Source organism: Lysinibacillus sp. RC46, assembly GCF_041262385.1.
Classification (GTDB): domain Bacteria; phylum Bacillota; class Bacilli; order Bacillales_A; family Planococcaceae; genus Lysinibacillus.
This window is the reverse complement of record NZ_JBGCCF010000058.1, coordinates 1-12,181: the sequence shown is the minus strand read 5'-3', so window position 1 is coordinate 12,181 and position 12,181 is coordinate 1. Positions and strand designations below refer to the sequence as shown.

Sequence of the window (12,181 nt, the reverse complement as noted above, 5' to 3'; positions counted from 1 at the left end):
GACGGTCTACTCGGGATGTGGAACACTCCAAAAATGGACGTTGCGCAACACAAAAAATTAACTTGAGTGTGTCTACAATCTTGACGTAGATCCACATTAAATAAGAATTCACTATTTAAAATAGTTTCAGCCTATAACTTGACTTTTAATAAAACCTATTTGCTTAGCTGGGTTTATTTTAAAATTATGCCTTAATTCTTCCCATGACAATCGTATTATAATAGTTGCCATCTGAAAAGAGTTTATCATTTTTTAAGACGCCTTCAACTTCAAAGCCAAGCTTTTTATAGAGCAAAATTGCTTTGTCATTTGTCTCTACAACTTGCAAGGCCATTTTTTTTATGTCATTCGTGTCAGCCCACTCTATCGATGCTTTCAAGAAATTTTTTCCTATCCCATAGCGCCAAAATTCCTTTAAAACACCTACACCAAATTCTACTTTATGAGCAATTCTTTTTAATGGAGATCCCGCACATCTAGAAAATCCAACAATGCGATTATCAACTACTGCTACTAAACACAAATTCCTTGGACTTACCGTGTCTTCCTTAATGATTTCTTCAAATCCTGTCGTATCGATGAAGCCTTCCCCTTGTTCCCTATCGAAGTTTTCCGTCTCTCCATCAAGTTGTAGCCTCAGATCTGATAATGCTTGGGCATCTTCTATATTGGCAGATCTAATTGTATAATGAAGTTCATTTATATTAAATTCTTGGCTGTTTATGCGCATTATTGAAACCTCTTTTACTTAGTTTGAAAAAAGTACTTGGCTTAATGTTCACGAATCGATTGTGCCAAATAGACTCGTGGTGCTTTATAATTTGCTGTGCATTTAATATGCGACTATCTAGTGTGGTATGTGCACCTTCAACTAAAATATTATGCTGGTATCCACGACTATAGGCATTTCGGATGGTCGTATCAAGACAAAATTCTGTTTGAGCACCAGCGAAAATAAGCTGCTCAATTTGTTGTTCCTGTAAGTATTGCGCTAGTTCCGTTTGATAGAATGCATCCCACGTTGTTTTTTGAATCACTTTATCCTCTGGTTGTCGTAGAAGCCCATGATATAGATCCCAGCCTGGCTTTCCAAACGCAAAATCGTCATCTTTATTTGAATCCGTATGCTGGATAAAAATAATCGGAACTTCACTATTACGAGCCCAAGTTATTAACATATTAATGTTTTCTAATACTTTTTCGTAATCAAATAAGTAGTTTTCACTATCCAAAAAGAATGCTTCCTGCATATCCACGATAATTAATGCCTGCTTCATATAGTTCTCCTTTAGGAATCTGACTTTAATTCTCTTATTGTACAAAAATACTCTTTCCATTTAAAGAGAATTATGAGAAATGAATAGCTCATCACCATAGCGTGTGGTTGATTTCCGTTCCGGCTTATACTTTCTTGAGAGCGTCAGGTGAGCCGCATCCTTTCTAAAGCATCTACCGAGTCAAGATAAAACCCCCTCCACAGCACGATGCCATGAAGGGGGTAAACAACATTTTATTTCATTAATTCTTCAACAAATTCAACTGGTACATATGTTTTTGTTGGTTCTAATAAAGCTGGTGCTACTTCAAAATGACGAAGTGCTTTATTATAGCCATATTCTTTTTGATCACGTGTAATTGTATAAGATAATGCGCCTTTAGAAATAATTGCGCCATTTCCTGTTGATTCTACTTTAAAGCCTAACTCTTCGGCAATTAAACGCAGTGGTACCATTTTAGTACCTTCGACCTCATAAAAGTCTTTATTTATAATTTCTTGTACAGCAGCTTTAGATGGATCCACTTCACCCGGATCAACCTCACCTGGCTCTTGTGCAATCGTATCTAAAACGACAACTTTTGAAGGTGGTGTTTGTGCTGGGATACTCATTGTTGCAATTGTATAGAACACTAGTAAATGTTGTTCTGCTAAATCCTCTGCCTTTACCTTTTTACCAGATAGGCTGAGTAATTCCGTTTCTTTACCAACATTTAATTTTAGCGTGTTATCAGTATTCACTAATTCTTTATTGAATAAGTCTACTTCAACTGTTCCCATTTCTTTTGTTTCAACAATAATTACCTCTGGGTTATATTGTGGTGGATAAATCATCAGCATTGGCTTATTTGCATACGTGGATGCCGTTACTTTATCACCTTTTTGTAGTTTAACTTCTTTACCAGTATTATCGAAAACTAGTGTATCGTCATTTACGACAAAAACATTTGTATTTTCTTCTTCTTTCACAGTGTAATATGTTGAATCCTCACGTTTTTCAACATTCTCAATTGTTCCAGCTATTTTAATAAAAATAGGTTGAACTTGTGGATTTTGCTCATTATTATCAGTAGCGTTCGTCACAACCGCTTCTCCTTCGTTCGCTGATGCAGTTGGAGCTACTACAGCGCCCCCGATTAATAATGCTGACATGGCAAATGGTACAACTTTCGTCATTTTCATAAAAAAAGCATCTCCTTCATTTCACGAATTCATAGTAGTAGTCGGTTATAGAAAGAAAAGGTTACAACATTACCAATATTTTTTTCATACTACTAAAAAGCCGTGATTCTTTTACGATGAAGAATCACGGCTTTCTCTTATGCTGTTTGGATGAGTATTTTGTTCGGTTCGCGGGTATTTCCTTGCTTCGCGCAAGTATTCACTCATCTTCCGCGGGTATTTCACTGCTTCGGGCGAATATTCTCTCTCCTTCCGCGAGTATTTCCTTGCTCCGCGCGAGTATTCACTCTCCTTCCGCGAATATTTGCTCATCTTCAGCGGGTATTTCCTCTTCTTCCGCGGGTATTCGCCCTCCTTTCGCGAGTATTTGCTTACCTTCCGCGAGTATTTCCTGCTTCCATGGGCAATTGCCATTTAATCACATTAATTTAGAACATAAATTGCAGTAGATTTAATATACGCTGTAAAAAATATTCACGCTCATTTTGTTTTTTCCTTATTTTCAAAGCCATATCTGGGAGATCGGTGATGACTCCGTTGACATTTTTCCGAATAAATTCGTGTAATGACTGATCTTTATTTAATGTCCAGACAAACAAATCAATTTTTTGTTGCTTCATCTCTGAGATTAGTTGATCTGTTACCCATGCTTCCTCAAGTGATATAAAATCAACCGTTTCATCCATCGGCCCGATGTTTAATGCATAGACAATCCCAACACGTAAGTTCGGTGCCAATTTTTTTAACTGTGACATCATTTGTGGGTCTGATGATTGCACATAATACGTATCGAGCACCTTATAAGCTTTTAGTTTATCTACTAACTTGGGCAATACATCTTCCGTTTCTTTACCATGAACTTTCAATTCAATCAGTAAGGAAACATTTAAAGTTTTTGCTATTTCAATAAAATCATCTAAAGATGAAATTTTGTCATTAAAACCATTAGCATGAATCGTTAACGTTTTTAATTCACCGAGCGTCATATTGGATATAACTCCATTTTTACCTGTCAGTCTTCTTAATGTTCGATCATGAAATACAACGAATTGTCCATCTACCGTTTGCTGGATATCGACCTCGATTAAGTCTGCACCTGCACTTGCTGCGCTGACAAGGCCACTGATTGTATTTTCTACATTACCCTCCGTGAAGCCACGATGAGCAATAATTTTTGTATCTGGTGCATAGACACTTTTCTCTAACGAAATGATATTCATCACACTTAAGGCGATGAAAACAACCACAACAATGAATAACAATGGCTTATAACGCCTTCTTCGAAATTTCGGTGTAAACCTTGACTTGCCTAAAACAGGTGTATTATAGATAAAAGTCACCATTACTTGTGAAAACATTGCTTGCAGTATACTAAATAACACGACGAAAACCATTTCTAAAAAAGCAAGAGTAATCGCCGCCGTGACAAGTGCTGTACTCGGTATCAAACGCTCCAATATATATAATGGCAAGGTGCTTATAAGTGTAATTCCAAGCATCACAAGTAAAAGAACCATAACTAGCATAGCTAATAATCCAAGGAGTTTAAACAAGCCCTGCTTTGAAAAACGCCAGCTGTGTATTAATGAACGAAATAATGATATTTTGGGCTGGATTGTAAAGATCGGCAAGGCCAAAATACTACGTATCCCTACTATTACAAAAACAATTACCACAACGGCATAAAGTAAACGACCCGAGCGACTGCTCATTATTTCATCTGTCAAAAAATGCGGAATGGACATTGCTTGTGTTAACGTTAGTGGAAATATAAATGAAGCTACTGGCAATAAAAGTGCAATATAAATAAATAAAAAAATGACTTGTATACTAAAAAAAGAAATAACCTTACGATTGAGCTGCTGCCATATGTGTAGATATCGATAGCGAATTCCCCGTTGTTGATAAAAAGCCATTAAAAAAAGAAAGCCCATTTCATAATAAATAACTAGCAAAATGAGCATGATCAAAAGAATGATCATTGAGATGACAAATGGATGCGCCATAAAACTTTGAATATTTTGCTCCGTAATATGTGTGAAGCCCGTTACTCGTAGCATTAGCTTAAATACGATAGCCGTCACAGGAACAATTAATAATAACTGAAATAACTTAATCAGCGCGAAAACCTGTATATAATCGATGCGATACATATAAATATTGTAAAAGGCTTGTCGCATTACTTGTCCCTCTTTGTGCATTTACTCACCCCAGTCATACCTATCGTATCCCCTATCTTAAGCATCTTTACGATTTTTATAAGCTCTTCCAATATGATATGTAAAGCCATTTATTTCTAATTACCTTCCGCTCTTGGAATACAATTTGTTCCATATAATATGCAAGGAAAAATGATAAGATTTCTGTATTTTTAGTGTCTATAAATATTTTCTTGAAACTTTTTTGTATGTAACCCAGTAAATAATACAATCAATACAAAATAAGGGGGCTAATAATGATGAGACAAACAATGTTTAATCTTGGTGATATTATTAGTACAACCGTACTTTTTGTCATTTTCCTAGCGATATTTTTCGTGATGATTAATACGATTAAAAAAATGAAATCGACTGCTCCTTTGCCTCCCCAAGAAACACTTCAGCAAAAAGTAGATGATTTAACAACACGAGTGACAATACTCGAGCATCAAGTGAAAAATTTATCAGAAAGACGCTAGCTCCTAAAAAATGAAAAAACGCTGTAAAGTTTATTCTTTGCAGCGTTTTTCATGTTCTTATAAAAATATTATGTCAATGAATTAAGGTGGATATTTTTAATTTCGCAAAATGTGTGGTTGATTTCCGTTATGACTGGGCGGTTTTTTCATAAATGATACGCCCATCAACAACCGTATAGGCGACTTTTACTTGTGGAATGTTTTCGATAGCTATTGTAAAAATATCTTCTTCCAAAACTGTGAAGTCTGCTGTATAGCCCTTTTCAATTTTACCTCTAACATGATCTTGCGCTATTATTTGTGCAGCTCCAACAGTATATAGTCGTACTGCCTCAAAGCGTGAAATCTTCTCTTCTGGACCGTAGCCGTTATGGGATTCCCCGAAATTCCGTCTTGTTACCGCAGCATATATACCAAATAAAGGATTTGGTACTTCAATCGGGGCATCACTGCCACCTGCAACAACTAATCCACGATTTAATAGCGATTTTAACGGGTGTAATCCTTTTGCTCGTTCCTCTCCTAGCCTAGCTAGTTCTGCCTCATACTCTCCCTGCACGAATTGAGGCTGCATATCCACTGCGACAGGCAATCCAGCGAGTTTTTCTAAAATACCTTCATCGACCAAGCTACAATGAATAACACGATCTAATTGACCTTCGCGAGGAGGATGGGCGGCAAATACTTTTAAAATTGTTTCAATGGCTAAATCTCCAATGGCATGCACTGCCACTGTTTGTTCATGTTGACGTGCCAATTGAACATATTCCTCTAATTGTTCAGTTGAATGTACGAGCATACCGCTATTGCCTGGTTCATCACAGTACGGTTCACGAAGAGCTGCAGTACGTCCTCCAAAGGCACCATCGACAAAAATCTTCATGGCACCAAACTCTAAATACGGAGAAGATGCTTCTTCCATCTTGGCAACTTCCTCAAATACCGTGTGGTGTTGTAATAAATGAACTTTAAACGCTTGCTTTGCCTCGACGATTTTCCGAAAAGCATGTATCGGTTGAAGCGGTGGCCCGTAATAGCTTAAATCCTCAGAATGACCACCTACTAAACCAAATGATTGCAAGGATGTTACCGCCTTTTCAAGAGCGTCCTCAATATACTCGGGCGTAATATGAGGCATATGGTTGACAATCATATACAATGCCGCATCCTTTAAGACTCCTGTTAGCTGTCCATCCACCTTATCAATGACCCCTCCTTCTGGAGATGGTGTGTCATTTGTTATTCCCGCAAATGCCAGTGCCTTGGAATTAGCCAAAATTAAATGATGGCAGCTACGCTTAATGATTAAATGTGCTTCACCAAGTGCATCGAGCTCGGCTAATGTTGGGAAAATAGGAACTTCAAATTGTGTCTCATTAAGCCCTATCGCAATTACCCATTCATCAGCAGGAACCTTTGTCATCCGTTCACGAATAATTGCCAGTAGCTCGTCCTTACTTCTGACGTTCGAGACATCAATATGCTTTAATTTCTCCCCGTAGCCAATGATATGTAAATGACTATCGACAAAACCTGGATACATCACATTCCCTTGTAAATGTCGTATAGAAGTAGCATGTGGCGACAATCTATCTACTGAGCCTGTCGCCACAATTTTTCCTTCTTCTACAAGGACTGCTTCAACTGTTTCGCCAACTTGCGCCATCGTGTAAATTTTTCCACCTGTCCATAACGTTGCCAAAACAATTCCTCCTATGCAATTGCTTCTAATCAATTATGCCTCGGCATAATTCCGTGACATCCGCCGGACGCTTTGGGCCAACGTGATGTTGGTCACTCAGTTGTGTGTTGTTGCTGTCGCTTTGCTTTCCCACAGATAAATTGCCACAGGACGTGGCGTTCTTTGACTGAGTTCCTCTGTTCAGCGGGTGTTTGGAACCCGCTGAAAGAAATTAAATGTGCTCGCTCTAAGCGACGACGAACAATTACGCCAAACCATGCTGCCAGAACAGCTTTCACAATACCTACAACGATAAATGGTACTACACCACCCATAAATGCTGCTGTCCAAGTTAAATCTCCGACAATTTTTAACCAAGTCGTTCCAAACGCCAATGTCACAACCATCCCAATGATGTTCGCAACAATTGCGTGGAACATTGTAAGCCCAAATTTATCTAAGTATAAGCCCATTATAATGGCCGTCACAAGGAATCCAACAATATAGCCACCTGTAGGACCAACTAAAATACCCAATCCCCCTGAAAAACCGCTAAATACCGGAAGACTTGCTGCACCAAGTAAAATATAAAGCAGTACTGATAACGTACCAACTCTTGTCCCTAAAATTGTTACGACTAAGCCTACTGCTAATGTTTGACCTGTAATTGGAATAAGTGGTAGCGGAATCGTTACTTGTGCAAGAACAGCAATAATCGCTGCACCAAATGCCGCTAACACATAATTATATGTACTACTCTTTTTCAAACTAAATGGCCTCCCTTTGTACGTTAACTCATGCTGCAAATAAGTTAACACAAAGATAAAGCAAATAAAAACTGTTGTCAATCTATTTTGAAAAATTGCTATAAAAAAAGAAATTGCTATAGTAAACTAGCAATTTCTCTTCACAAATTACCAAAGCGGATCGTTGGTAGGATCATCTTCTTGTAAATCAAAGACATATGGTGCTAATTGACGATAATAAATAAGTAATGCAACTATAAAGAAAATAATCCCAATCGTAAAATTATTAAAAATATAATGCATAAAAGACATTAAAGGAACCGGAAATGCTAAAATGCCACCCATTTGCATAGATTTCTTTGTGCGATATTGTTTTTTCCCACAATAAGGGCATTCGAGTTGTCCATTTTTTCGGTACATTTTTCGAGCTTGCTTCTCTGACCAAGTTTCCCCACACTCAATGCACACCGGTAGGCCATATCCTTTCTTGATTAGCACACGTTTAATAATAAAAGTAATACCTACAAAAAAACTAAAAAACAATATACCTTTTACGAAATCATTCTGTAAAAATGTCCATATACTCCATGTATCCGCTTCTTGCTGTAAGCTAGCTGCCTGATGACTCCCTGAATTTTTATTATGTGATAATAAATAACTAAAACCAATGACAAAAAGCGTAAACGTTGCTAGTACCAAACGATATTGCCATGGACTACTTCTTTTTTGTTTAGTTTTACTACGAGCTTTTTGGGCAATTGCTTGTTTTTTTTCATCTGTAAGTTTTACATCCCGAAGTTCATTTAGTACATCTTCTTTAAATTGATTCATGGCGTAACACCTCCCAATCATAATCACCGATTGTTGTTGCAAGTTGCTTTCTCGCACGCTGTAATCTTGTACGTATTGTTGCTTCTGGACAACATACGAGCTGTGCAATTTCCACTGTTGTCATATCCTCAAAATAATAGAGAATCAGTACTTCCCTATATGCCACAGATAATGTAAACAAAGCTTCCACTAGTTCTCGTTTTGTAGACTTAGCAAGAAATTCTTTTTCAGGCGTGACTGCTGTCGGACGCCCTGTTATTTTTTCAAAGAGTGTCAGTCGTTTACTTTTCCAGCTACGCAAATAATCATGGCTTCGATTGACCGTCATTTTCACTAAATATGTACGTAATGATGATTCTTGACGAAATTGCTCCTGCTTTTGATAAAAGGCGATAAACACATCCTGCACAATGTCTTCAGCTGTTGCTTCATTTTTCACATATAAATAAGCAACCTTGAGTAAATAGTCACCGTGCTCTGCAATAATTTTTTCGATATCCATTTGTTGTCCCACCTTCTTTCTAAACTACTGACGGATGCCATTTTATTTCCGATTCATTTTTTCAAAAAAAATTTTTAAAAAGAAAAGAATCTGCCAAACTCCAACGACTATTCGTTGAAATGAAGCAGATCCTTTATGATTGAATCCATTATGCCCCAGCGGATGTTTGGATCCCGCTGAAAGAAGTTAAAAATATTTCGCTGAATAAAACGTTTACATTTTAAAATCCGCCAGTCATCTGACCTGTTTATTTCCCACATCACTATATTTATTAAAGAACGTGATTTGGTTACGGCCATTGCGCTTGGACGTATACAGTGCTGTGTCCGCATTATGGATCAGCTCTTCGACAGCGGTAATTCGGCCTTGTTTATTTGTACTTACACCAATACTAAATTCCAACTGAACGGTCTCATCATTAATTATTAAGGACAGAGAATTTAATGTTTGATTGAGATTTTCCGTCATCGTTTGAATAGATTCACCTTCCTGTAATTTGCAAAGTACAATAAACTCGTCCCCGCCAAAACGAGCAACGATCGACTCAAATGCTTGAAAATAGTCCTTTAATGTTGTTGCAGTAATCGTTAAAGCATCATCACCAAATAAATGACCATTTGCATCATTGATTTCTTTAAAATGATCTAAATCAATCATCATTAATGCTAATTGCTGATTTTCTACTGAAGCTTTCTCCAGCATTTTCTCTGCATTCTGATCAAAATAGCGTCGATTATAAATATTCGTTAATGGATCAATGTAAGAGGTTTTTTCAAAATGTTTTTTCTGGTCATTGTACTCCATCTCAAATAATAAATGAGTATAATTTTCCCTTTGAATTTCTAATAAAATGTCAATATATTCCTTTTGTATCGAGCACAATACAAGTTTATTACCTTGCTTTTCTATTAGCTTCACCAAAGAATTGTAGATTGTTTGAAGCATAGCTAAATCATTATTTTGTAAGGCATAGTGCTTCGACTTTTGGTACAAATCAATAGCCTCGCCAATGCGTCCTTGTTTTTCACAAAGTAAAGCATAGGCATTTATAACTTCTAATTGTAGCTTTGAATAAGGTGGTTTCTGAACCGTCAATAACAGCTCTTTCAATAATTCCCCTGCTTCATCAAATTCCTCCAGGGAAATTTGTGCAACAGCTAAGTTTATTTTTGAATACATAATCCCTGAATATGGATTTTCATGTTTTTTCTCGAAATAATTAGCATAGTATAAGCTCTTTAATGCAAAATCCTTCGCTTTTTGATAGTTCCCTAAAGAGTTTTCCAAGTCGCTCAAATTATTATAAATTTTCCCTATACTATCTATATGTTGAATACGCTCAGCAATCTTTAGTCCTTTAATCATAAACTCTTTAGACTTCTTTATATGGCCAAACGTTCCCCAATAAATGGCTGCTAAAATATAATGGTGGATTAAATCAATATCATCGCCATATTGAAAGGTTAATTCGCGATACTGCTCAAGCACACTAATGGAAACTTGCAAATCACCTGTTTGGAAATAGCTTGCACAGCTATAACGCAATAACAGGATTGCTTTTTTATACATACCAAGTTCAATAGCACTTTCAATTGCGGCACTACTTAATTCTATATATTCTATAAAGCGATTCGCATCATACAATTCATTTAGTGTAATCCATAGTTCGTCAAACTCCTGTGTGTTCATACCGCCCCTCCTTATATTAACCCCTACTTCTTTAATACTATCTTTATGTGCATAATATTACAATTCCTCAGACTCATTTATTTTCAAATTAATGAGTAATTTTAACCTTAAAATACCATACAGTGATCCATTTCTCCCAAAAAGATAATACATAACCCTATAAAAATGACTCTTTTTATACTTTGAATATTTATAACAGTACAAAAACTATAATTTCCAAGCACAGAAAAAACAAGTCTCTTCTTTAAAGAGACTTGCAGAATGGTAATGCCAGCTTTTTAAATAATCCTTGCTTTTATTAATCGTTAACCTTGATAAATAAGCACGTAGCTGTCCACGTTCTTCATAATCATGCTGTGAAAATTTGATAAAAACCTCCTGCACGATGTCCTCTGCCGCGTGTCTATTTTTCACATAAAAATAGGCGAGACGCAATAAATGCTCTGCATGTTCATCCATAATTTTTTCAAGTATGCCGTCCACCTCCCCCTCTTACACTATAAACGACTGCCATTCAACGACCGTTTCACCATTTTTTTAAAAATTTCAATTACCGTATTGACATTGGAGCATACTCCAATGTTAGGATAAATTTAGGAGGTGCTCACATGCTTATCAAACAATTTGCAACTAAGTATAATTTATCTACTGATACCGTACGTTACTATGAAAAAGAAGGATTACTACACCCAACTAAACGGGACAATGGTTATCGAGTGTATGATGTCACTTGTGAACATACAATAAAATTTATTTTAGTATTAAGACAGCTCGGCTTTACATTACAAGAAATCAAACAGCTTCTAACACTAGAGCAAAAGCCAACTTCAAATGCCTGCAATCAACAAACAGTACAGTTATTCTCAACAAAGATCGCCCACATTGAAAAGCAGTTATTTTTTTATCAGCAGGCTCTACAATCCTTACAGCTCACTCAAACATTAATGGCTGATGGAAAATACGCAGAAAATAAGTTGGTCATCGGCTCACTTATCGAGGATATGTATAATAAATTACAAGAAGGAAGTGGTCATCATGAAACTGCGTAAAATTATCTCATTGGAATATTTAATAGCATTTTTAGTAAGTATATTTTTCTACAGGTATTTTGAATTTTCGTTCCTTTATTTTATATTGTTTTTATTACTACCGGATATAACGATGTTAGGCTACATAGTAAACACTAAAATTGGCGCGTTATTTTACAATATTGGCCATAGTTTAGTCGTGCCAGCCATTCTCTTGATTATAGGCTTTGCCACAGTATCGCCCCCGCTACTAATGGCCTCTATAATTTGGCTTGCTCATATATTTTTAGATCGTACGCTAGGCTATGGTTTAAAATATGATGATGCCTTTACTAAAACTCATTTACAACAAATAGCTTAAGTTAGAAGTTGTGATTGTATCGATGGGTTGGATGGTTTTATCAGCGATGTTTGATGTTATATCAGCGGTTTTTGTGGTTTTATCAGCGATGTTCGTGGTTCTATCAGCGATTCTTCCGCTTTTATCAGCGATGTTCGTGGTTCTATCAGCGATTCTTCCGCTTTTATCAGCGATGTTCGTGGTTCTATCAGCGATTTTTCCGCTTTTA

13 protein-coding genes and 1 pseudogene are annotated in these 12,181 nt (G+C 36.6%); 4 read left to right on the top strand and 10 right to left on the bottom strand.

Annotated elements, in window-relative coordinates:
• Window positions 1-184: 184 nt before the first annotated feature.
• The 4 genes from ABH966_RS26455 to ABH966_RS26440 form a co-directional block, all read right to left on the bottom strand.
• Window positions 185-730, bottom strand: a complete 546-nt coding sequence (locus ABH966_RS26455; protein WP_370083644.1) for a GNAT family N-acetyltransferase — start codon at window positions 728-730, stop codon at window positions 185-187.
• Window positions 705-1,277, bottom strand: a complete 573-nt coding sequence (locus tag ABH966_RS26450; RefSeq protein WP_370083642.1) for a cysteine hydrolase family protein — start codon at window positions 1,275-1,277, stop codon at window positions 705-707. The genes ABH966_RS26455 and ABH966_RS26450 overlap by 26 nt, the downstream gene beginning before the upstream one ends.
• 233 nt (window positions 1,278-1,510) lie before the next feature.
• Window positions 1,511-2,458: a stalk domain-containing protein gene (locus ABH966_RS26445; protein ID WP_370083640.1), complete on the bottom strand. Its 948-nt coding sequence runs from the start codon at window positions 2,456-2,458 to the stop codon at window positions 1,511-1,513.
• Between the two features lie 428 nt (window positions 2,459-2,886).
• On the bottom strand, window positions 2,887-4,659 hold the full coding sequence (locus ABH966_RS26440) for a glycerophosphoryl diester phosphodiesterase membrane domain-containing protein (protein ID WP_370083638.1): 1,773 nt from the start codon (window positions 4,657-4,659) through the stop codon (window positions 2,887-2,889).
• A gap of 254 nt (window positions 4,660-4,913) precedes the next feature.
• Here ABH966_RS26440 and ABH966_RS26435 point away from each other — a divergent pair, with 254 nt between their 5' ends.
• Entirely contained in the window at window positions 4,914-5,135 is a 222-nt protein-coding gene (locus ABH966_RS26435) for a hypothetical protein (RefSeq protein ID WP_370083636.1), read from the top strand.
• 127 nt (window positions 5,136-5,262) lie between these two features.
• On the opposite strand, the gene ABH966_RS26430 is transcribed toward ABH966_RS26435, so the two are convergent.
• The 6 genes and pseudogenes from ABH966_RS26430 to ABH966_RS26405 form a co-directional block, all read right to left on the bottom strand.
• The gene (locus tag ABH966_RS26430; protein ID WP_370083634.1) at window positions 5,263-6,837 is read right to left on the bottom strand and encodes an amidohydrolase; all 1,575 of its coding nucleotides are present in this window, start codon (window positions 6,835-6,837) and stop codon (window positions 5,263-5,265) included.
• A gap of 209 nt (window positions 6,838-7,046) precedes the next feature.
• Window positions 7,047-7,583 (bottom strand): annotated as a pseudogene (locus ABH966_RS26425) (biotin transporter BioY); the annotation flags it as partial.
• Between the two features lie 147 nt (window positions 7,584-7,730).
• On the bottom strand, window positions 7,731-8,393 hold the full coding sequence (locus ABH966_RS26420; RefSeq protein ID WP_370083632.1) for a TIGR04104 family putative zinc finger protein: 663 nt from the start codon (window positions 8,391-8,393) through the stop codon (window positions 7,731-7,733).
• On the bottom strand, window positions 8,380-8,895 hold the full coding sequence (locus tag ABH966_RS26415) for a sigma-70 family RNA polymerase sigma factor (protein WP_370083631.1): 516 nt from the start codon (window positions 8,893-8,895) through the stop codon (window positions 8,380-8,382). The genes ABH966_RS26420 and ABH966_RS26415 overlap by 14 nt, the downstream gene beginning before the upstream one ends.
• Before the next feature lie 234 nt (window positions 8,896-9,129).
• Complete coding sequence (locus ABH966_RS26410) at window positions 9,130-10,584, bottom strand: tetratricopeptide repeat-containing diguanylate cyclase (protein ID WP_370083629.1); 1,455 nt, start codon at window positions 10,582-10,584, stop codon at window positions 9,130-9,132.
• 207 nt (window positions 10,585-10,791) lie between these two features.
• Window positions 10,792-11,067, bottom strand: a complete 276-nt coding sequence (locus ABH966_RS26405; RefSeq protein ID WP_370083627.1) for a sigma factor — start codon at window positions 11,065-11,067, stop codon at window positions 10,792-10,794.
• Between the two features lie 125 nt (window positions 11,068-11,192).
• Between ABH966_RS26405 and ABH966_RS26400 the strand changes: the two genes are divergently transcribed.
• From ABH966_RS26400 to ABH966_RS26390, 3 genes are all read left to right on the top strand, one after another.
• The gene (locus ABH966_RS26400; RefSeq protein ID WP_370083625.1) at window positions 11,193-11,633 is read left to right on the top strand and encodes a MerR family transcriptional regulator; all 441 of its coding nucleotides are present in this window, start codon (window positions 11,193-11,195) and stop codon (window positions 11,631-11,633) included.
• Window positions 11,620-11,973: a DUF4260 domain-containing protein gene (locus tag ABH966_RS26395; RefSeq protein ID WP_370083623.1), complete on the top strand. Its 354-nt coding sequence runs from the start codon at window positions 11,620-11,622 to the stop codon at window positions 11,971-11,973. Before ABH966_RS26400 ends, ABH966_RS26395 begins: the two co-directional genes overlap by 14 nt.
• A gap of 22 nt (window positions 11,974-11,995) precedes the next feature.
• A partial coding sequence (locus tag ABH966_RS26390; RefSeq protein ID WP_370083621.1) for a hypothetical protein occupies window positions 11,996-12,181 on the top strand: 186 nt, incomplete at its 3' end.